At 36.6% G+C, this 21,724-nt stretch carries 18 protein-coding genes; 11 read left to right on the top strand and 7 right to left on the bottom strand.

Features of this window, described 5'->3' with window-relative positions; all coding sequences use genetic code 11:
- Positions 1 to 22: 22 nt before the first annotated feature.
- Together EG344_RS01840 and EG344_RS01835 are read right to left on the bottom strand one after the other, a co-directional pair.
- Positions 23 to 2,509 (bottom strand): hypothetical protein, encoded by a 2,487-nt coding sequence (locus EG344_RS01840; RefSeq protein ID WP_123908014.1) that lies wholly within the window; start codon positions 2,507 to 2,509, stop codon positions 23 to 25.
- 52 nt (positions 2,510 to 2,561) lie between these two features.
- Positions 2,562 to 5,015 (bottom strand): hypothetical protein, encoded by a 2,454-nt coding sequence (locus EG344_RS01835; protein WP_123908013.1) that lies wholly within the window; start codon positions 5,013 to 5,015, stop codon positions 2,562 to 2,564.
- A 356-nt stretch (positions 5,016 to 5,371) separates the two neighbouring features.
- Between EG344_RS01835 and EG344_RS23710 the strand changes: the two genes are divergently transcribed.
- The 4 genes from EG344_RS23710 to EG344_RS01820 all read left to right on the top strand — a co-directional run bounded on the left by EG344_RS23710 (position 5,372) and on the right by EG344_RS01820 (position 8,498).
- Positions 5,372 to 5,521 carry a hypothetical protein gene (locus EG344_RS23710; RefSeq protein ID WP_164464371.1) on the top strand — a complete coding sequence of 50 codons (150 nt, stop codon included), beginning with the start codon at positions 5,372 to 5,374 and terminating at the stop codon, positions 5,519 to 5,521.
- A gap of 118 nt (positions 5,522 to 5,639) precedes the next feature.
- The gene (locus EG344_RS01830) at positions 5,640 to 6,509 is read left to right on the top strand and encodes a helix-turn-helix transcriptional regulator (RefSeq protein WP_123908012.1); all 870 of its coding nucleotides are present in this window, start codon (positions 5,640 to 5,642) and stop codon (positions 6,507 to 6,509) included.
- A gap of 100 nt (positions 6,510 to 6,609) precedes the next feature.
- Complete coding sequence (locus tag EG344_RS01825; RefSeq protein WP_123908011.1) at positions 6,610 to 7,494, top strand: hypothetical protein; 885 nt, start codon at positions 6,610 to 6,612, stop codon at positions 7,492 to 7,494.
- 35 nt (positions 7,495 to 7,529) lie between these two features.
- Entirely contained in the window at positions 7,530 to 8,498 is a 969-nt protein-coding gene (locus EG344_RS01820; protein ID WP_123908010.1) for an MBL fold metallo-hydrolase, read from the top strand.
- 700 nt (positions 8,499 to 9,198) lie between these two features.
- On the opposite strand, the gene EG344_RS01815 is transcribed toward EG344_RS01820, so the two are convergent.
- A complete protein-coding gene (locus tag EG344_RS01815) occupies positions 9,199 to 10,020 on the bottom strand; it encodes a helix-turn-helix domain-containing protein (protein ID WP_123908009.1) in 822 nt (273 codons plus the stop codon).
- A 533-nt stretch (positions 10,021 to 10,553) separates the two neighbouring features.
- Between EG344_RS01815 and EG344_RS01810 the strand changes: the two genes are divergently transcribed.
- Entirely contained in the window at positions 10,554 to 11,036 is a 483-nt protein-coding gene (locus EG344_RS01810) for an RteC domain-containing protein (RefSeq protein ID WP_123908008.1), read from the top strand.
- A gap of 259 nt (positions 11,037 to 11,295) precedes the next feature.
- Entirely contained in the window at positions 11,296 to 12,780 is a 1,485-nt protein-coding gene (locus tag EG344_RS01805) for a DUF11 domain-containing protein (RefSeq protein WP_123908007.1), read from the top strand.
- A gap of 230 nt (positions 12,781 to 13,010) precedes the next feature.
- On the opposite strand, the gene EG344_RS01800 is transcribed toward EG344_RS01805, so the two are convergent.
- From EG344_RS01800 to EG344_RS01785, 4 genes are all read right to left on the bottom strand, one after another.
- Positions 13,011 to 13,217: a hypothetical protein gene (locus EG344_RS01800; RefSeq protein ID WP_123908006.1), complete on the bottom strand. Its 207-nt coding sequence runs from the start codon at positions 13,215 to 13,217 to the stop codon at positions 13,011 to 13,013.
- A 445-nt stretch (positions 13,218 to 13,662) separates the two neighbouring features.
- Positions 13,663 to 14,202 (bottom strand): hypothetical protein, encoded by a 540-nt coding sequence (locus EG344_RS01795; RefSeq protein WP_123908005.1) that lies wholly within the window; start codon positions 14,200 to 14,202, stop codon positions 13,663 to 13,665.
- A gap of 17 nt (positions 14,203 to 14,219) precedes the next feature.
- Positions 14,220 to 15,704: a DUF11 domain-containing protein gene (locus EG344_RS01790; RefSeq protein WP_123908004.1), complete on the bottom strand. Its 1,485-nt coding sequence runs from the start codon at positions 15,702 to 15,704 to the stop codon at positions 14,220 to 14,222.
- A gap of 137 nt (positions 15,705 to 15,841) precedes the next feature.
- Positions 15,842 to 16,144: a hypothetical protein gene (locus tag EG344_RS01785; RefSeq protein WP_123908003.1), complete on the bottom strand. Its 303-nt coding sequence runs from the start codon at positions 16,142 to 16,144 to the stop codon at positions 15,842 to 15,844.
- A 138-nt stretch (positions 16,145 to 16,282) separates the two neighbouring features.
- On the opposite strand from EG344_RS01785, the gene EG344_RS01780 reads away from it, so the two are divergent.
- The 5 genes from EG344_RS01780 (at position 16,283) to EG344_RS01760 (ending at position 21,718) form a co-directional block, all read left to right on the top strand.
- Positions 16,283 to 17,008: a hypothetical protein gene (locus EG344_RS01780; RefSeq protein WP_123908002.1), complete on the top strand. Its 726-nt coding sequence runs from the start codon at positions 16,283 to 16,285 to the stop codon at positions 17,006 to 17,008.
- A 52-nt stretch (positions 17,009 to 17,060) separates the two neighbouring features.
- Positions 17,061 to 17,810 (top strand): hypothetical protein, encoded by a 750-nt coding sequence (locus EG344_RS01775; protein ID WP_123908001.1) that lies wholly within the window; start codon positions 17,061 to 17,063, stop codon positions 17,808 to 17,810.
- A 20-nt stretch (positions 17,811 to 17,830) separates the two neighbouring features.
- Positions 17,831 to 18,562 (top strand): hypothetical protein, encoded by a 732-nt coding sequence (locus EG344_RS01770; protein WP_123908000.1) that lies wholly within the window; start codon positions 17,831 to 17,833, stop codon positions 18,560 to 18,562.
- A gap of 1,186 nt (positions 18,563 to 19,748) precedes the next feature.
- Positions 19,749 to 20,708, top strand: coding sequence for a hypothetical protein (locus EG344_RS01765; RefSeq protein WP_123907999.1), 960 nt, complete (start codon positions 19,749 to 19,751; stop codon positions 20,706 to 20,708).
- A gap of 257 nt (positions 20,709 to 20,965) precedes the next feature.
- Complete coding sequence (locus tag EG344_RS01760) at positions 20,966 to 21,718, top strand: SDR family NAD(P)-dependent oxidoreductase (protein WP_123907998.1); 753 nt, start codon at positions 20,966 to 20,968, stop codon at positions 21,716 to 21,718.
- Positions 21,719 to 21,724: the final 6 nt, after the last annotated feature.

Raw genomic sequence — 21,724 nt, 5'->3', positions numbered from 1 at the left:
CTAAAATAAACTCCTAATTACATTAAATCAGATATTTCTTAAGCCCTTCCATAATACCCTGCCATAAGGTGTTGAAAAAACTTCTGTTCGGGTCACGCTCTTTTTCTACTTCCACATGATCCGGCTCCCCTTTGGAATCGTTTTTCACAAAGATATTGGCGATGGCGGTCAGCAGCTTTCTCTCTTTTCCTGTATTCTTATTCATGAAGTTAACATGCATATCAGTATATTTAAAATAAAAATTTCCTCCTATTTTACTGCTGTTTCCTTTATAATCAAATTTCAGGTAATGAATTTTCCCGTCAAGTGTTACATTCAGGTAAGGCCTTACAAAGAGATTGGCGTTATCTACCGAAAGATCTTTGATGGTTCCGTTGATGGTATAATCATCATTTCTATTGGCCACATCAAACTGCCAGTGGACGTCTGTAGGAGCATCTCCAAAGAATTTAAAGTCAGTGTCTACTTTCACAATGGTAGGCTTTCCTTTCATTTTGGCGCTGTTTACGTTAGAGATTTTTGCGTTAAATTGCTCAAACGTGATTTTCCCGGGAATCTGTGCTTTCTCCGCAATTTCTTCATAGGCCAGCTTTGAATTTTTAATATCTACCTGTCTTATATACAGCGGGAATTTGACGTCACGGAGTTTTTTGCTGAACATATAACGGGCACTGTTATCATCGGGTGGCGCAAGATCGTGATAAATATTACAGTCTATCCCGTCCAGAACAATATGATCCAGGTCTATACTTGTTTTTCCGCCTATTACCGAGTTTTTATCCGTTATGTTGATTGACTTCGCTTTGATTGTATAAAGATCTTCCTCTACAGCAATCATCCTGTTGAACTGCTTTCTTGAGTATTTGGGAAGAAAAGCAAAATTACCGATATTGGTTTTCTTGCCTGAGTTTTTTATATGATCTGCTTTCAGCCGGTAATATTTTCCGGCATCCATATCAATGGCTTTGGCAGTGATCAGGTGATTTTCACTATGAAAAGGAATCGTCTCTTTCAGGATGTCTTTGTTTGTGGTAATAGTATTCAGGTTGATATTAAAATTTCCAACCTTCATTTTCTGAATGCCCTGCTGTTTTTGACTGAACGTTCCGTTAATTACATTCAGTGCTCCGAGATGTAAGGTCAGGTTAGGGGTAGGACCTTGTTTTTTAGAAGCAGTTTTCTTCTTTTGAGCGGCGGCAATGATCTGGATATCGGGAGCATATACATTGATGGCATCCAGCTTAAGCTGCAGTTGCTGCCCTGCAAATTTTGAAGTATTGTTAAGGATCTCAATTTTCTCTGTTTTAATGTTGAAAACATCTTTTGTACTGCTGATTCCAATTGCCTGGAACTGTGCATTATTAATGAAAATATCAGCATTGTCAGAACGGATGTTTTTAACGCTTACCGCCTGTAAAGGGTCTACCTTGAAATAAATATCCTCAAGCTCAACATTGTGGGTAGAAAATGCAAAAGGTACTTTCTCTTTCACCGTATTTTTATCAAAGACAATATCTTTGAGGTTCACGTGGAAGTTCTCTATGGAAGCTGTTTTTGTTTTATCCTGCTGCTGTATCAGCACAGAACCCTTCTGTAGATCCAGGTCTTTGATTCCGATTTTCAGATTGACTTCTTTCGGGTTTTTTTTTACTGTCTTTTTATCGGTAGAGGTGACGGTCAGCTGAGGTTGGACAAACCTGGTTTTATCAATGATGAGGGAGTCCTGGTCAATAATGAAGTTCTCAGCGGAAAGCTGGCTTACTTTCAGATCGAATACATTTTTAGCATTATACAAGGCAGGACTTTCCACAGGCTTCAGGTGAAACGCCGAAATATTCAGCTGCTTGTTTTTCGCATCGATCTTACCTGCAGAAATGGTATAAAAATCATTGACAGTGATTAGCACATCATGGGCATCGATCTTAAAATCTTTAAAGACTACAGGTATTTTGGAAACATCCTGGCTCTGGCGGATATCCGTAAGCTTGATATTGATGTTTTTACCGGTAAAAAGATCTTTCTTATCACTTTGTTTTACGGAAATATTACCATTGTTTATGAGGATATTTTCAATACCGAAGTCTACCTTCTTCTGTGCTGAATCTTTTTTATTTTTAGACTTGCCGAGAGCCATCTGAATGTTCGGGTCAATAAGTTTAACGGTATTTACTTTGTAGGATTTATTGAAAATAGCTTTCCATATCCCGAAGTTTTCAACCTGAAGACTTTTAATATTTCCAGATATCCTGGCCACGGTAGAATCATGGGTCGGTTTGGTTTTTATAGTTATGGTATGGGCCGAAATATCGCCCTTGAAGAGATTCATATCAAAATCCTTAAGGGTTATCTGATATGGGGTTTTCTCATTGATGAGGTCAGGTAATTTGTGTTTAAGATAAAGGTTCAGCAAAAATGGGAAAATAAGGGCTATAACGACCACTATTCCCAGTACAATCAGTGCGGTTTTTTTTCTTTTCTGAAATTTTGACTGGCCTGAGTTTTTTTTCATGTTTGTTTTTTTGATAAAGATGAATAGAAAAATAAGGTTGTCAGTCCTGTGTTTAGAATCCTAACAATTTAAACTTAAACTGGATTGCAAAATTATCTTTGAACTTTGGAGTATTGTAATAGCCTACCCGGTAGAAAAATCCTAAATTAAATTGGGATGATAAGAAGTTATTCCATTCAAGACCCACTTCATTATACAAATGGTCCAGCTTCTTGAAATCGAACTGGTGAAATTCCGGATTTTTCATATCACCAATGGTTCCTCTGTAGATAAGGTCGAAGCTTGAAGTATTTTTCCCAAAGCTTTTAAAATACCATGGCAGTCTATGGGTAAGGTAAGCTCCCACAAATTTATCATTATAGTACCTTCCGCCTTCCATGGTGGCAAAACCAAGATAGGAGGTAAGGTTGAAATTCAGTCCTTCTCTTCCATTACCCAATCCGTTTAGGGTAAAGTTTTTCCATACAGGAGCATCACCGGTAATCAGACCTCCGTAAAGCCTCACACCTGTTACCCCAAGCTTTGTTTTGAAGTTGTGAACAAACAGGGCATCAAATCTACTGAAGTTAAAATCGCCGCCCAGGGCTTTATATCCCTGCTCATAGTTCAGATAAAGTTCCGGAAGATTCTGCTCATACGTATATTTACCGGTAGGGGTCATGATATTCTTTGAATTCGGAGAATATTTTATGGTGATGGTAGACGATGCAATATCAAACCGACTTCCAAGGCCTTTAAAATTGTAATCAAATTTTGATTCTTCCTGAGTTTTTTTTGCCGAAACATTAATGGTCAGTGCATTGGTGATATCATTTTCATAGCTCACTCTAAAACCTTCGTAACCATAGAAAACGCCATTATTCAAAGCCACCCCGGAATTCATTATTTTCATCCTGAAGTTCCATAAGTTTTCAGAGAAACGACCTGCTGCCATGACATCATTGAAATACTCCACCCTGAAAAACGAATTTTTTTCCAGAGTGGTACTGATATCCACTCCGGCTCCGAACTTCCAGTCCTTATCATAGATACCATAGGCAAAATAGGCATCCGGGGAAATATACCTGCTGAACTTTTCATTCAACTTGGCTCCGGCTCCAAGCCGGAAATGCTCGTATTTGTTGTAGGCGACTACTTTAGAAAGGTCAAAATCTACCATTCCCAGCTTTATTTTACCTTTCAGCAAACCGGTTAATGCTTTCGCTTTTTGGTTCAGCTTATACTTGCTGCTTAAGCTGTCAATTGTTGTATAGGTGGCTGCTTCACGGGCGGTAAGTTTCTCTGTACGGTACTGATCTATGCTGGTTCCGTCAGAGTTTTTTACGCCGATAGTGTAGCCCCTGAAATCTTCCGGCTTTTCTTCGATCGGGGTTTTGAAATCAAAATAATCAGCAGTTACAAAAGCATAACTTCCAAACCTTGTGGTATTCTTTTTATCCGCCTCTTTCTCTTCTTTGCTTTTATTTTTTTCTTCTTTATCATCATTATCAAAGATGGTGGATGTCATTTTCAGCTTATAGTTTTCCTTTACAAGAAACCATTTGTTATCCATGGGCTTCCAGATGCTGGTAATACTACCTTCACTTTTGACTTTACTGTTGCTTTCAATCTTTTTCAGGGCATAGGTTTCTTTGTCTACATACAGATATCCGTTGAACTTCCTCTGCTTTATAGTTTGTTTGTAATCTACCTGACGGAAACGGATGACGTAATTCTGCCTTCCCTCAATTTCTATAGAATCTGTTAAAAAGAAACGGTAAAGGTTCCTGTTTTCTTCACGAATCTCTTTGGGTATCTGGTTTCTGTTGGACCGGAAAGTCATCAGCTCATAGATAGGATCTTTGATACCCGCCATCTTATTGTCCAGGATATTGATTTTTTCGCCGTATTTTTTTGAGTACAGGGTCTGGGAAGCTCTTTCCCACAGAAAAATTTTACTCTCTCCTAAAAGCTTCATCAGATTCACAGATTGTAGGGAATCTTTTTTCTCTGCAGCTTTCATAGGGCGTTGTGGAAGTTTTTTTAGCGAATCGATACGGTTGGCAATATAGGCATTATACGCATTGATGCTGTCTTCATCCAGATCCAGGGAAATTTTTTCATAAGATTTATATGAATAGGAATCCAAGCTCTGAGGAGAATTCTGCTTGTAGTTTTCGTTGACTTTCCTGAGAATTTCCAATGCTCTGGGATCACTTTTGTCTTCCAGAACGATGGCCTGAATATTTTTGACATTGGGATCAGCCTTGGAAAGAAAAACTTCCATCACTTTGTCTACCACTGCATCCTCCTCCTGAAAGCCGTTGGCTGAAATTTCTACTTTTTTACATTTTGTTTTGAAGTTTAAGGTCCCTGTTGCATCTGTTTTGCCCAGCAGCTTATTGTTGCAGGAAACAGTTGCATCAGAAACAGGGGAATGATCTCCTGAACTTCTGACGATAATCTTTGATTGCGAAAACACGCTGAAATATCCAAATGATAATAGCAGGACGAAAAGTTTTTTCATACAAAGTTTTTTGATAAGTGTGGTTTGGGTTTATAATTACATCACCATCTCCCATTTGCAGATATAAACTATAGAGATTGTGGCAAAAAAGGTGCCGTCAATGTATTTTTTTATTGAAGTTCATAAATAATTCCTTTTATGATAGTTGATATATTATTATACATGAGAAGATTTTAGCATCTCATAAAATGACAAATAATGGGAGACTCATGATCATTTTAGGAATGATTTTTTTTGCTTATTCAGTTCAGGATAGATTAATGGAGTAGGGCATTAAATTAGGATGTTAATGTTTGTGATGGTTTTTATATGTTTTAAATATTGCCACGAATCTGCCACAAACAATTGGAGTATTTTTGAAAATTATAGCAGCTGCCATAAACAAAAAACCTGCAAAATCATTGATTTTGCAGGTTGCATCTTGCGGGGAGAGAGGTGCTTCAATCGAACTTTTAATACCACTTTTGATATTTTTAAATGAAATAAAAGAAGACACGGTGAGGTAGCAGAAAGCATCTGTAGTAAATTCTGATTCTATTTATACAAAAATGAAAGAACATCAGATTGAAGAAGTCGCTCTCAATGTAGGAATATTCACTTTATAGAAAAGCGTATATTAGATTCATGAAAAAGTTAAGGCAATATCCTTTTTTACATACATTAAATCCTGTTCAAAAGATTAATGCTACAACAATAAGTGAGAGGCTTGGCAGAAAGCCACATCAGTTATTTCAGCCGCATATGACCGATTTTTATATGGTCTATCTTTTTACGGATGGTTCCGGAAAGCATTCTGTGGATTTTAATGATATTGAGGTGATTCCCGGACATATTTTATTTATGAGCCGAGGGCAGGTTCATCATTTTGATCCATTGGAAACCTATGATGGTCAAACCATCGTTTTTACGGAAGATTTTTTTTGCAGATCTGAGATACATAGGAATTTCCTTAACCGAACCACACTTTTCAATGATCCCTTACAGCTGGCTTATTTTGATTCTGGTGCTTATTTTAATACTTTTTCAACCCTCTATCAGTTCATTATTGATGAATTAAAAAATGTACCTGACGAGAATCAAACAGAAATTCTTCATAACTATCTTTTTAATGTGCTTTTGACAGCAGAGCGGATTTATAACCCAACACAAAAAAAAACATTACCTTCCCGAAAACAGCTATTAACATATGATTTTAAAAGGTTGGTGAACCAAAACCTTTTTAATCACTGGACTATTGAAGAGTATGCTGTTCTTCTACATGTAACTACACGCACACTTCAGGGAGCTTTTTCTGAGTACGAAAATAAAACTCCAAAGGGCTGGCTAACCGAAAGACTTGTTCTTGAAATCAAAAGATTACTAGTTTATGAAACCATGTCCATAAGTGAAATTGCCTATGCTACAGGATTCAAAGAATTATCGAATTTTATAAGCTTTTTCAAAAAAAATAGCGGACTTACTCCGGCAGAATTCAGGATGGGTTTAAGACCATAATTTCGCATTTTCATAATTTAAATACCCTTATCTATAATTTGTTTTCCAGCCATTGCTTTTAATATTGCAATATAAAATTTCATGATTAAATCGGAAAAGAATGAAAACATCAATAGCTAAAAAAGTTCAGGTAGATAGTATAATGATAACGGTTTTGTTATTATCTTTTTTACTCTTTTTTTTTCTGCTCTTAAATGCATGTGGAATGCTTTTAGGAGATGAGGAGACACACCTTAAATATCTCAATATATACTCACGTGAGCCTATGGCAGTAATTTCGCCTTTACAGAACATGATTTTTCGGATCATAGGATTTGTTATTGGGGTTGCTGCCATATTTTATTTTATCTCACTTTTAACTGCAGAAGCAGTACGCTCACGCGGCCATTATTTTTTTCTGGAATGGGCTGTTTATATTTCTATAGTGGGATTATCGCTATTCGGAGGATTGCTTAGAAGTATTGGAAATCAGCTTGGAGCTGCTAATATTTATTTCTTTACCATATTCCTTTATCTTACACTTCTTTTTCTGATAAAAAAGTATGGGAAGGAATTAAAATTTACCTTGAAAGGATTCTATCTTTTACCAATTTATTTTATATTATTTTATACTATGGGACTTCCGGGATGGGCAAAGTTGTTCGGAGATTCAAAGGTGATTGAAAAATATGAAACAATGTTTGCCGGTAGCTTTTTGTCTAATCTGCCAGGTGGAACAGCTGTTATGATTTATTTATTGGGAGTACTTGAACTTAGCATCCCGATTCTTCTATTGATCAGCCTAATAAAAGGCGAATTTAAACCAGGTAGAAATAAGTTCTGGATGAAGATATCATTAGTGATAACCTGTTTAACATTTATGATGCTTTGTTTTGGCCTTACCATAATTTTCAATTTTGCTGGTGCTACTAATCTTCTGTTTTATTTTATATTCACATTTCTTATCTTAGTATCAATAAGTTATGATTGGTGTTTTCATTCATAAAACGCCAATTTAACTAAAGATAATAATCTATTATTATGAAAGTAAATACAAAACATTTGTTAGTTTGCCTGATTGTTTTTGCGTTGTCAATTAGACTTCATGCACAGGGCGATAATCACCTAATAGGTGCACAATATATAGACCGGTCTCTTTATAATTCCAGAGAAGTGCTACCGGATGTTTTTGACAAGCCTGGTGAAAATCTCGATAAAAGCCTCATTCAGGTGAAGGGTAATTTGTACCGGCATACCAATGGTACCCTGCCAGCTCTTCACAGTGGCCTGGTTCTGATCACTAAGGAAGGTGCTATAGTTATCGATCCAGCCTTAACCCAAGCAGCAATTTGGCTGAATAGTGAAATTAAAAAGAGATTTAATGTGCCGGTAAAGTATGTTATCCTGACCCATGCGCACTATGACCATGCCGGAGGCTCACAAATTTTTCAGCAAGATGGTGCTAAAGTTATCATTCAGAAAAATGGGCTTGAACCTATAATAGGAGAAAAGTTGCCTGTTGCTGTTCCGGATATAGTATATGACAAACAGCTTACCATTAATCTTGGAGGGGAAACTGTTGTTTTAAATCATATTGCTCCCAGCCATTCTAATAGCCTGTCAGTAGTGCTTTTTCCAAAATATAAAGCCATGCAGTTAACCGATGTCGGGGAAGCGAGAACGATGCCTTACAATGATTTTCTTGATTTTTATTACGACGGCTGGATGGAAACATTGGATTGGGCTGTTAAACAAGATGTTGATTTTATTGACGTTGGACATTATACACCTGCTACCCTTGATGACATTCGGAAAGAAAGAGTGTATATGGCTGATCTGCATCAGCAGGTTCTTGATCTGGTGCGAAAGGGCCAAAGCTGGGATGAACTATACAGAAATATCAAATTTTCAGATGATGTTAAAAAATGGGGCGGATTTGAAACAATGAGCAAGCTGAATATCCTGGGAATGTACCGTTGGATCACCAACCACAGAAGAGGGCTTTGGTGATCATTAGTTTCAAAGTTTAACGTTTTTTTGCTAGACATTTTATTAATGGATGCCTGTACCGTTGAGAAAGATTTCAAAACGAGGGACACACTAAGTAAGACATTTGTATAGGTTGAAGTACTGGAACTGGTCTATGAAGTTTAACAGTTTTAGTCTTTTTCCGAGATAAAATTGCAATTTGCCTTTTGCAACTCTTCCAAAGAGCGGTAGATTCCTAATTTTTGATTTTTTGCTAATCCGCATAAATGAAAATGTACTTTTATGTCCCTGGAGCTTGTTTTGAATTTGAGGACCACAACTTGTGTTAAATGATCTCTGATAACAAAATAATGGACTAGATAAGTGCAAGGCATTGTAAGTGATGGCTTTACAGATTTTCTTTTCCAATATTTAAGAACGCTGAATTTTCTAATAACAATAAAATTTCCGTCAAACTCATATTCAAAATAGTTTCGTTTTGAAATGAGATATAGGTTAATAAGGCTTAGAATAAGAAATATGTAAATGCAGAAGCCCTTAAACAGGAAAGCGATGATACCACTAGCCAAAAAAATAAGAAGGGTAGTAGTCAAAAAAATATTCACCACTAAATAATTGTTAATCTTAAGCATTGTGGGCTATAATAAAAGTTGGGAATAGAAAATTTGGCGACGTTTGCCGTTTAGTTACAGGTTGGAGCAGAAAGGATGATATAAATTTCTTATTCACGATATGCCACAGGTGTCAAACCTGCATTTTTTTTGAAGAAAGCTGTAAAGGAAGAAGGACAGGCAAATCCAAGATCGAAAGCAATCTCTTTAATATTTTTTTTGCTGAAGCGAAGCTGTTGCTTAGCTTCATACATGATTTTCTGATTAATAATATCTGAAATTGTTGTGTTCAAAATCCTTTTGCAGAGAATATTCAAATAGTTGGGGGTAATACATAATTTTCCAGCATACCACGATACATTTTTTTGAATATTGCAATGTTGGTTTACAAGTACCCACAGTTTTTTAATCGTTTGATTCACATCTGAATTCTGGATATTTTCAAAGTACTGGACTACTTCATACTTAATCACTGAAGAAATAATGTCAATTCTTCTTAAAAGTATCTTCTTAAATATTTCATCATTTTTCATTAATTCAAGATCACCTTCAATACGTAGCATTTCATGACGAATGGACTCAAAAACCTCCTCATTAAGATTAAATACAGGTGAATAAGTATGTTTAATATAATAAAGTTCTTCTATGCACGAAAATTCTTCGAACAGCATAGTACTGATGACTAGTTTATGGGCCTTTGTTTCGTAACTTACTTCTAAATGATGTTCTTGTCCTGGAAAGACAAAATGGAGTTGTCCTTTGGAGATTGGGTATCCGATACCGTCAATATAATGCAGGCCGCTACCTTCGGAAAAAAGAACGATCAAAAATCCTGTTGATGTACTCATGTCATTACGTTTGTCCATTCCGTTGAATGAGCTGTAGATGACTTCTTGATAACAATTTTTGTTGCTGTAGTAATTATTATTCACTGGTGTTTTTTAGGTTAATTAAGGCAAGTGTAATTCTAGCAATACTTTATGTAGTATTCTTAGTTCTCACATTACACTTATCTCATGTAAAATTAGGGGGAGTAAGACGGAAATTAACTACATAATTCATCGGAAATTATTTTAAAAACATTCCTTTTTCACTGTTTAAGTGATCATTCAGGGTTCTTTAGCAGGATAATTATAATTTCAATTCAGATTCCAGCAAATATTTGTGTGTGATTAAAAGGTGCTCATTCATTGCATATAGAGATAAAATCAATAAGTTGAGGAAGCATTCAAATAATAATGTTGGATAATAGTATCCTTAATTTTGACTAATTGTTAAAATAAGGCCAGTAATTTATTTTCATGATCAATCCTATACTGGCCTTTTTCTAAATTTCCACTAAAAAATAGATCACATTTCATTCAAAATAATTTTAATTATTTTCACTCAGGGGTTTTGCAGTAACAAACTGTAAAACCTCATTTATGATAATATTGTGGCGTTTCCTTTTAGAGTACCAATATTTTTGATTAAAATTGAGGAAAAGGAACAGTTCTTTTCAATGCATGCGATGAACGTCATTGAGGAAGCATATAATATGGCAGTATTTCTTCAGGAGCTATTAAAGGATCTGAAAACACGCATACTAAGATCCGGCTTTAAGAATCATAATGAAGAAGTATTCTTTTTTAAAAGAATAAAGCCACCGCTATTGGGAAAGCTCATCTACTACAATAAGATATTCAGGATAGAATCGCTAAGCCCGCAGAGCACAGAAATGTTTCACATTTATTATGAGCAGCACATTCGGATACTTGAAGAGGAGTTCAAAGAACATATTGACAGGTCTGATTTTCACCAATATTTCAGGACAGAAAGGACAGATCTCGATGACAAATACTTCTGGCGGGGGAAAATTGATTTAATAGATGGAGTCAATAGCTTTTATCAGCAGAATAAAGCCCATTATTTTGGCAAGGCCTCGAACATCATCTTCTTGCATAAGTGAAAATTTTAAGCATAATTAAAATGCAATAATCAAAACTGGAGTAAATAGGTACAGGCACGTATAGATTTGCTATCATGTTCCTAAGCCAGCAAGAAATTTCAGCTTAAAAAGAGATTATTGTAGAAACAATGGATTGAGGTTCATATGAATAGGATATAAGATCATCTAAAAACTGTGATACATTAAATAATCAATAGAATAATCTGATAAGTCCCTAATTTTTATTGTGTTAATACTTTTGCATTCTAAAATACATTATATGAAAATTTTTACTATTTCTCTTCTTATTATAGGATTATTTACATTTGCCAGTTCCAGGCTTAAAGCGCAGTCGTCACCGAATTTAGAATTTGCAGCTCATCCAGCAGTGCAAAATCCACAAGGGAATGGACCTACCTACAATGCCAGTATTAATTTCGTCAAGAACATTAATAATCCAAATGGAAACACCTATGCAGCTTATCAACCAAATCTTAAAGTAAATTTCTCCATCATCAATCAATATTATAGCTCAGCAATAATCATGGGATATAATACCAACAACACCAGTGCTCCGATTTATCCAAAGATAAACTATATCGGTACGCCTACGAATAGTGATTTTACTTCTTCAGGAGCAGCTGTGGGAAATGGAATCTCAATAGCTAATAATAATGGGCTTGCCTTGTTCTACAATACAACTGTTCTTGGAAGCAAAAATACGGCATTGGCTTATCCAATGGCTGATCTATTAATTACTTTCAACCGTCCGGTGAATGATCCAACTCTTCACATTGGGACTATGGGTGCATTTGAAAATCAATTGGGTATAGCTGGAGGCTTTGATCTGATTGACTCGAATGTGCCCGTCACCTTTACCAGGGTATCAGGAAATAATTCGAATTTTTCGGTCACTTCCACTAGTATAAAAAATTCTGCTCTTCACCCTAATGATAATGGTCCTCAATCGGCGTCTGGTTCTGTGCTGGTAAATGGAAAAGGGATAACCACTCTAAAATTAAGGATGTCTGTAAGAGGGGATGGTGGACAGCCAAATTGGGGTTTAGGTTCCGGAGATCTAGTCACATTCGGAATTTCAGTACTCGAAAGTGATTTGTCTGTCAATACTACTGTTAATAACAATACTCCTCATTTCGACGATATTATTACTTTTACCGTAAAAGCAAAAAATCTGGGGGCATCTAACAATACAGGTGTTAAAGTTATCAATCTAATTCCTGACGGATATGAGATTTTAAATGCATCCACACCTGCAGGTACTTATAATATTAATACCGGTGTTTGGAATATAGGTAACTTATTGGATAATACGGAAGTGGATATGGTCATTCAGGCAAAGGTAAAGAGTACAGGTTCCTATACCGTCACTTCATCAATTTCCGGAGGACTCCGTGATCCCTATTTAGATAATAATCAATCAACACTTACTCCTTTGATTGCCGGGAGAGCGGTTTGCTATAATGATCCATTACTCAATGGAACAGGGACTAATTCTAAATTTGGGATCACCACTTTGCAACGTGCCGGAACCAGTGGCGGAAATTGGCCAATGGTACGAAAGTCTGCCCATCTGGTATTAGAATCAAATAACAAAGGATTTGTTATTACGAGAATGACCAGCACTGAGATTACTAGTATCACCATTCCCGTAGAAGGCATGATGGTGTATGACAGCACAGAAAAATGTTTAAAAGTTTATGCTGACAATGTATGGAGCTGTTTTTCTACAGCGACCTGTCCATAAAATCTACATAGATTTTTAATATATCGATTTTAAGGTAATTATACGCCAGTTTACACCAGCTTAGTTAAAAATAAGAGGGCTAAAAATTAATTAGTCCTCTTTATCATTTATATTTAAAAGTTCTTATTAATTATCTTCAAGACTTTCTAATTGTGGTTCAGTAAATTCTGCGGATTTAACATCTGTCCCTACAAACCAATCTACTTTAATCCTGGCATAAACTATTAAAACTACTTATCTTTTTTCATAGGCTTGAAATTCAAAACCTTTTTCATATTCAAATCAAATTCCGTTAATTTAACTACATATTTGCTGTCAATTAAAGGAATATTATCAATGTAAATTATTTCTCCACCATTAAACATAAAGTATTCAAAATTTTTCTCTATATCTTCTACATAAAAATAATCTACACCATCTTTCGTAATATATCTCATATTTTTTCTTTAAGTGCTTCGCCTAATGATATAATTCTTTATACTTAGTTCGGACATTTGAAATTGACAACAAATATCTGAATTTTTCTTGGTCTGTGACCTTTCTCAGTTTAAATCTATACACAAACTCATCAACATATAGAATCTATCTTTCAAGATGTTTACACAAATAAGGACTTAGTTTGAAAAGCTTTTGCGACAAATAGTTATCAAAATGATTATGTCAGTTTTCTATCGGCTGAGGATTTTAACGAAGCAAGAAGGAATAGGTAATTCCAATAAAAACGAAAAATATTTCTGCTATTAGAAATTCTTTAGGTTCGAACTAAAAAATGGAAGACTGTAGTCTACAGCCTTCCACCAAACCACCTAAACCATCACATATGATGTGAATGTCTTTGTGGAGAATATATAATAACCTTTGTGTTTATTGCGTATGGATGTCTTAAGGCATCCAGTAAGACCATTTGCTACCGTTAAAAACGGCAAGTCGCTTACTTCCTGTTTTATTGATAAAGACAATCATTCCTGGTGAGGGATCAGGAATATTATCCGTATTATCAACAGCAGGGAGTACCATTGCTTTTGTGCTGGATTCAAGTACCAGTACTCCTTCAGCGGCTGATGTATTAGAACCGATAATGGCTCCTGCGCTGTTTAGTTCAGTAACCTGTGTGGCTGTTGGCTGGCTTGTCATTGCGGAACTTACGTCTGCATCCTGACCGCTGAGGTCCATCCAGCTGCCGTTATAATATTTCACACGTGCCAGTGATGGATCAGTTGCATCCAACAGCAATGTGCCTTCAGCAGGTGAGGAGGGAAGATTTCGTGTGTAGGGCATAATGATACCTTTATTCTGTCCTTCAAACTCGAGCAATACAGAAGTTTTATTGACTGCGGTTCCGGTTGTGCCACCGATGATTACCTGTGCATAGAGGTTTTGGGTCACAATTAAAATTGCAATTGAGAATAGATATTTTTTCATGTTGATATTTTAAAAAATTATGGACAAGTTGGGGTTGTAAAACAGCTCCATCCATTATCAGTATACAACTTTAGACACTTAGCAGTTTTGTCATACACCATCATGCCTTCTACGGGTACTGCGATGTTGTCAATATCGGCAGCGGTCATTCTCGTAATAACAAATCCTTTGTTATTTGATTCTAATACCAGATGGGCAGACTTTCGTACCATCGGCCAATTATTACTTTCAGCACCTGCCCGCTGTAATAATGTTATTCCAAATTTTGAGTCTGTACCTGTTGTCGACTTATTGGGTTCATTATAACATGCACATGGTTGAGGATTAATATTCGGGGTTACCGATGCGCTGTTATTTCCTATTATATGATCGAAAAGATCACCTGAAATGTTTGCCGTATTGGTATAGTCTCCTATACAGTTAACTTTTGCCGTAATAGTGAGATTGGCGCTCGCTCCAGCATTGAAATTTCCCAATGTCCATTTTCCTGTTGCGTTGTTGTAGGATCCCGAAGTGGCAGATGAACTGACAAATGTGTATCCTGAAGGAAGCGCATCCGTAACGGAGACGTTGGTATTATTGGAAGGACCATTATTTACCGCATTGATGGTAAAAATCACAGTTGATTGCCGGTCTGGATTCGGATTATTAATGGTTTTAGTCACGGAAAGATCACTTTCTAAAGTAGAAATACCCATGGTTACCACGTCGCCACTTTGCGTCGTCCACGAGGTATCATTACCATCACCTCTTGCTGACATTCGAAGGACAAGCGTTGTAATTCCTTTTCCACTTACCAGGACAGATCCGGATGCAGAATTAACCCCAGTGGAGGTGGGATTGGCCGCTGTATTTTTTATAGAGGTGGATGTAACCGTGAAATTGCTTGAACTTCCTGATAACCTGGTAAAGGTAACCGGGACATTGGACGAAAGATAGTCAAAACCTCCGGTGAATCCGAGATTGTTGTGAAATCCTCCCATACCACCAACATGAAGGATAGGATTATCAACAGGTCTGTTGAATGTAATGGTTAAATCTGCCATTTGATAAGTTGCATTTGTAGATCTTCCATTGAGCGCTGCGGTGTTAAAAAACAATCCGACTCCTCTGTTACTTGCCGTATTAATCCCGGTACCTGTTGCAGCTCCTGAAGCGGTAAAACTATTATTAGAAGGTGAGCCTGCTGCATTCATCAGCGGATAAATAGGAGCGGACACATTAAGATTAGCATAACCAATCCTTCCTGCATTCGTATACATCTGATTGGAAATGGTAAAGGTAGCACTTAATGTGGGGGTATAGGTCTGAAATGTATTTCCAGAGGGATTATTGGGATTTTGGACAAAATTAATGGTTGTTGTTGTCACCGGTCCATTACCTGTAGGATTGTTTGTTCCCTGAGCGGAGGCAAACTCCAGATCGGGAGAATTTTGGGCTGTCAATTTGATGATTCCAAGTGGAATCAGAAGAGGAATTAAATTCCTAGTGAGTTTATTCATTTTAGTGTTTAAAAATTTCAGCCACAAAATTATATGCTTTACATATTATCTTAATTGAGTAGATTATTTGTACTGTTATGTGATTCATCACATATTTACTTCAATGAATTGTTTTTTGCTTCTTTATTGTATTGAAGTCATTTATCATCAGAGAAAGAATTCAATAAAAGAATGTCCAATAACCCAGTGTGGGAGCTTAGTACATTGCCGGCAAACAAAAAGTCGAAATGAGGATGGATTTGATCGTTTTCAGAGGTGGATTGGGAAATGTTAGCTATATTTTCTTGAGTTGGTACATAGACATTGTATGCAAATTCGGTTTTAGAAGGTTGGGTAAATAACTTGTTAAATCTGTTGGCAGAAAATTGTTTGTCTAATTGAGAACCATTGAACACATTTCTTCTATGATGATTGATGATGATTTGAATTATAATTTGCATAGCAGATGTGATGGATTGGCTAATAAAAAGGAGGTCGACATTCTCTAATTTTGTTTAGGAATTTATACTAATCTGGTTTTAATTATGACTGAATGGATTCCAATCTGAGGATTATAATAACACTAAATGTAAGTATTTATGAAGAAAAGAAACTTTATAGCGAGCGGTATGCTGCTGATTTCAATCTGGGGTTTTCCACAAATTGGAATTAATACTACAACTCCCCAAAGAACCCTTCATGTTAATGGCTCCTTACAGGTTACCAATGAAATAAACGTGGGTGGAGATGCCGCCACAGCAGGAAATTCAGGTACAGCAGGTCAGGTTTTAAAATCAAATGGACCTGATCAGCCACCTTCATGGCAAGCACCTATCGATGTTCCTGACACTGCTGGTACTCTAATCGCAGTAAACGGATCCTTTTTTGTAGCGCAGGAAATAGTTGTTCAAATGTCTAACAATTTTACCGTCACGGGCGGAACTGCTTCTGTAATAGGAAATCTGGATGCCGAAGCCATTGATAATGAAAGTAAATATTCCGGCACCGCAACAACAAATTCTTTTCAGGTAAGTGTAGATGGTACTTATCAGGTAATCATGAATATGCAGCTTTCGACTGTTAAAGGAAGTGGTCCTGTTATTGGAATCTGGGACAATACGGAAAATAAATGGACTGCAAGGGTCAATGATACTTATACTGCTGTTGATGGCACACTTCAATCATATACACTAATAACAGGTATACCGATGGTAGCAGGGAGGGTCTATTCTTTCCGTGCTTCTAGTAATGGGAACTGTACCATCAATAAGGGAGGTACTGGGACTGTCCCGATGTCTTATGTGTCGGTAAAGCGAATGAAGTAAAATGTATTGAAACTGTAGAGTACTTTATTCATTTTCATAACCAAATATAAATATGATGCGAAAAAAAATCATCTTTCTTTTAAATTTTGCTTTGTTTTCTATTTGCAGTGGTCAAATGGGAATCAATACGGTGTCCCCTCAAAAGACATTGCATGTCCATGGGGGATTACAAATTACCAATGAACTTAATTTGGGAGGGAACGGTACCAGTGCTGGAAATTCTGGTAATGTAGGTCAAATTCTAAAATCCGGCGGTCCGGGGCAACCTGCCATCTGGGGTACACTAGCAGGCACACCCAATGCTACAGGAACCGTTATGATTGTAGATGGACATTATGTTGTAGCACAAGAGATTACAGTAAACCTATCAAGCGACTTTGCAGGACCAGGTAATCCAGGAGCAACATTAGCCATCAATATTGGTAATTTAACCGAGGAGCTTATTGATAATGAGTCCCAATATTCAGCTAATAATACCTCCAACCTATTCAGGGTAACCAATGATGGAGTGTATAAGGTTATGATGAATATGCAGATTCAGACCACTAATAACACGCAGCCAGTAATCGGTATCTGGGATAATTCAACAAACCTTTGGGTTGCCAGAGTCAATGATCTTTTTACAGCACCAACGAATACTGGATTACAGACTTATACCTTACTCACAGCAGTAGAAATGTTTTCCGGTAGAGATTACTCTTTTCGTGCTGCGAACACTTCAGGCTTTACGATTAAGGCTTTGAGCTCAGGAGCGACCGGTGCTGGTCCAGTTTCTGAAGTGTCTATAAGACGCTTAAAATAGGTAACATAAAAATGATCATTATGAATAAACTGTTGTACATTATATTAATAATGCCTTTTCCTGTCTTGGCGCAGGTTGGAGTTAATACTACAAGTCCACAAAATGAATTGCATGTTAATGGGAGTCTGCAAGTTGTTAATGAGATTAATGTTGGAGGAGATGCACAAACGGCAGGGGATTCCGGAACGGCCGGGTTTGCTCTTGTTTCCAATGGATCGGGACAGCCCCCCAAATGGAAAGATATAACTGAAACTTCGGATGCTGTGGGTACCATGATTGTTGCTAACGGTCAGTTTGTTGTAGCGCAGGAAATCACCGTTCAACTGTCAGCTGATTATGCAGGGACAGCAGCCACCGGATCGACGCTGCCATCGGCTATCGGCAATTTGAGTAATGAAATCCTGGATAATGAAAATAAATATACAGGTGACGCTTCGTCCAATTCGTTCCAGGTGGCTAATGACGGAGTTTACGAAGTGTACCTTAATATGCAATTGTTGACCACAGCAAACACTTATCCAACTATTGGGATTTGGAATAACAGTACCAACAATTGGGTTGTCAATGTCAATGATCTGTTTGTAGCGAATGGGGCACAGACATATACCTTAATTACAACTGTTACTTTGTCATCCTCCAGCACTTACTCATTCCGATCTATCAACACTGCCAATTATACAATCAAACACCTGAGTGCGGGAACAACAGGATCAGGCCCAGTTTCACAGGTTACAGTAAGAAGATTAAAATAATGGACTAGCATCCATATTTGTCATACTATGTTATAAATTACACGATTTAAGAGATAGTATGAATAATCTCAAATCCGGTGAGTATTGATAAATTTGTACACTGAGGCTTCAAACCTTACACTACAGTTATAATCCATTAAAAACTTAATGGGAAATTTGTTTAGGCACCGGCGGAATGGAACAATTTCTTATTTCGCCGGATTTTTGTTGGATAGCATCTATTTTAATGTTTTAAACATCACTTAATTAATATTTTTTTCAATCCTCTGTCAGGTTTTTCAGTTCCAACATTGAAAAGCCTGATTTTAAGAGCAGACTACACAATTGTTACATTGTAATAATCTGAACAAAAAAATAGATCAATTTGATAACTTCCTGTTGTAAAAAGCACCATACATTTGCACTTATAAAATGGTTTATCATTGTGGATCGAGATTTCAGGCAATCTCCACATGAGTTTTTCATCTTACCGGCGAACTCATTTTCGCCGGTTTTATATAGAGTAAATTTATTTAATATCTTTTTTTCATCATTACCAAAGCTTTTTAGTAGAAAACGACTAAGAAGCTTTTTATTGAAGATTATTACACAGATCAAATCGATTGTAGTAACGGCGAATGTCTTACTAAGTATGCAAAACAGGGGTCTCTTACATCCAAGATAAGTTACTCCTCAGTTGTCTGATCGGCGGACCAACACCAAAATTGTTGTTTCGTCGATTTTTTTGACTACAAATGCCTTAATCCAACACTGAACAATGACTAAAAGTATTGGTTTACCACCAGTTGATCCTGGTGGATTTATAAAACAAATAACAAGATGAATAATCTGCAAAACCCTTATGAGAGTGAATAGATATATTTTTGTCCTAAGTTTTTAAAGTAGGCCAGTAAGTTTGTTTTTAAGGATCATTTTATTGGCCTTTTCTATTTGAACGACAATAAAAACCGTAAATAATAATCCATAGGCTTTATTAACAAAATACTTTTTTTTATTATTGGAAATTCGGCTTCTCCCAAAGGACGTAATACCAATATGTTTTATACTTAAATTATTTTTTTTCACCATTTGTCTTGGCTTCCCAGTTCTTGTGCTGGGGGCCATTTTTAATTGTTTACTTTTTATGAAGTGTTGTGGACAGATGTTTTAGGATTAGTAAATTGTAATGATTCGCAAAATATTATAGATGAATTTTGTACTCTATAATGGTGTTAGTAGAAATATTTTTGCAGAAGCTTTCATCGTGAAAGATAAGGTAATCAAAAAAAACACTATGAACAATATGGAAATATCTGTAAAAAAGTTTGTGTGTATTTCTTTTATGCTAGTTGCAGGAAAGTTTTATACACAAGTTGGAATCAACAATACAACACCAAGTGCGACGCTGGATGTTACTGGCCAACCAGCAATTACGACAACAGCAGATGGTGTTATAGCTCCAAGAATTACAGGAGAGCAGTTGAAAAGTAAAGATAATTCATACAACGCTGCACAAGATGGAACAATTATTTATGTTACCCAGGCTTTAGCAGCCAATCAAACAACAGCTCGTACAGTCAATGTTTTGGATAAAGGGTATTATGGATTTAACAGCAGTTTAGGAACTACAGGTCAATGGGTTTCTTTGTTCAACAGAGATCCAAAAGTAATTTCCGGAGGTAATATCCTCAACCGTACCATGATTTCGGAAACTACGTTAAGTACCACTGGACCGGCACAGGCCACATTATACACCCAACAATTTGCCTTAACCCGCAAGTCGGTTATTGATCTTTTCTTTTCGGTTCCGGTAAGTACTGTTGCTCGAGCCAATGGACAGGCTCCGGTGGATGGAACGTCCAAATTATTTGGATTAAACGTTTATTTATCCAAAACAGATGCACCGACCTTTACCAATCAAAACATATTGAGAGATACTGAATCATTCACCAATTCAGGTAATTTTTATGCCAATGGAATCTACCAAGTAGGAGGAAGTCGTAAGTTTGTTCTGGAAGCTGGTACTTATACCATGTCATTCGTTGGTTTTGTTTATGCCAATCCCAATGAAAGTGTAGGTGTCAGAGCGACCTTTGGAACAAATGGAACTGGAGCCTCGGACTTGAGATCTGTTATTGATATTATTGCGACACCACTTGATAAATAAGATATATAACGCACGAATCTAGAAACACAATGATTATCCTTTCAGAATTTCTGAGAGGATTTGTTGTCTACTGCTATAAAAACTCCGAATTATCATCATTTGGATACGCTGAATTTCCAGATTATTAAGTCTGTTATAATGGCTGTATAACAGACTTTTATAAAATAAAAATCAATTTTAACATTATTTATGACTAGACATTAATGATTAGTCATTAATTTTATCACATCAAATTATAATAATTAAAATAGAGTATTATGAAACGTTTCGAAAACAAAGTAGCTTTTATTACTGGCGGAAATTCCGGGATAGGTAAGGCGGTGGCGGTACTGATGGCAAGAGAAGGGGCAAAAATTGTTATTGCTGACATCAAAGAAGATAAAGAAACTCTGGATGACGTTATGAAGGAGGGGACAGAGGTTCGGTTCTTTGCATGTGATGTTTCCAGACCTGAGGAAGTTAAGAGGGCGGTAGAGGAGACGGTCAAAATTTTCGGAAGTCTTGATGTGGCAGTAAACAATGCTGGAATTGTTGATTCTTCTCCGGTCCATGAGAAATCTATAGAAGAGTGGCAAAAGGTAATTAACATTAATCTCAGTGGGGTATTTTATGGAATGAAATATCAGATTGCGCAAATGAGAAAACAGAAAACAGGTGGTGCTGTGGTGAATATGGGTTCCATAATGAGTGAGGTTGCAGAATTTGGGATTTCATCATATGCTTCTTCTAAACATGGATTAGTCGGACTTACAAAAGTAGCTGCTTTAGAAAATGGAACTGAGAACATCCGTGTCAATGCAATCGGCCCGGGATATATAGAAACTCCTTTATTGATAGACAATGCCGCGCAAAGTGAGGAATACCGATCATATATGGAATCCAAGCATGCGATGAAAAGATTAGGAAAACCTGAAGAAATTGCAAAAGCTGTATTATTTTTGGCATCTGAAGATGCAAGTTTCTGCACAGGGGTTTATTTACCTGTTGATGGCGGGTATCTCATACAGTAATTAAAG

Origin of the sequence: Chryseobacterium sp. G0162, assembly GCF_003815715.1 — a bacterium.
In the GTDB taxonomy this organism is placed as follows: domain Bacteria; phylum Bacteroidota; class Bacteroidia; order Flavobacteriales; family Weeksellaceae; genus Chryseobacterium.
This window is presented reverse-complemented; position numbering and strand designations above follow the sequence as displayed.

Bases quoted from the DNA above. Each gene is read 5' to 3' on its own strand.
- EG344_RS01790 (WP_123908004.1), bottom strand. From the start codon at position 15,704: ATGAATAAACTCACTAGGAATTTAATTCCTCTTCTGATTCCACTTGGA.
- EG344_RS01780 (WP_123908002.1), top strand. From the start codon at position 16,283: ATGAAGAAAAGAAACTTTATAGCGAGCGGTATGCTGCTGATTTCAATC.
- EG344_RS01840 (WP_123908014.1), bottom strand. From the start codon at position 2,509: ATGAAAAAAAACTCAGGCCAGTCAAAATTTCAGAAAAGAAAAAAAACC.
- EG344_RS01785 (WP_123908003.1), bottom strand. From the start codon at position 16,144: ATGCAAATTATAATTCAAATCATCATCAATCATCATAGAAGAAATGTG.
- EG344_RS01765 (WP_123907999.1), top strand. From the start codon at position 19,749: ATGAATTTTGTACTCTATAATGGTGTTAGTAGAAATATTTTTGCAGAA.
- EG344_RS01820 (WP_123908010.1), top strand. From the start codon at position 7,530: ATGAAAGTAAATACAAAACATTTGTTAGTTTGCCTGATTGTTTTTGCG.
- EG344_RS01795 (WP_123908005.1), bottom strand. From the start codon at position 14,202: ATGAAAAAATATCTATTCTCAATTGCAATTTTAATTGTGACCCAAAAC.
- EG344_RS01835 (WP_123908013.1), bottom strand. From the start codon at position 5,015: ATGAAAAAACTTTTCGTCCTGCTATTATCATTTGGATATTTCAGCGTG.
- EG344_RS01800 (WP_123908006.1), bottom strand. From the start codon at position 13,217: ATGAGATATATTACGAAAGATGGTGTAGATTATTTTTATGTAGAAGAT.
- EG344_RS01805 (WP_123908007.1), top strand. From the start codon at position 11,296: ATGAAAATTTTTACTATTTCTCTTCTTATTATAGGATTATTTACATTT.
- EG344_RS01825 (WP_123908011.1), top strand. From the start codon at position 6,610: ATGAAAACATCAATAGCTAAAAAAGTTCAGGTAGATAGTATAATGATA.
- EG344_RS01830 (WP_123908012.1), top strand. From the start codon at position 5,640: ATGAAAAAGTTAAGGCAATATCCTTTTTTACATACATTAAATCCTGTT.
- EG344_RS01760 (WP_123907998.1), top strand. From the start codon at position 20,966: ATGAAACGTTTCGAAAACAAAGTAGCTTTTATTACTGGCGGAAATTCC.
- EG344_RS01770 (WP_123908000.1), top strand. From the start codon at position 17,831: ATGAATAAACTGTTGTACATTATATTAATAATGCCTTTTCCTGTCTTG.
- EG344_RS01775 (WP_123908001.1), top strand. From the start codon at position 17,061: ATGATGCGAAAAAAAATCATCTTTCTTTTAAATTTTGCTTTGTTTTCT.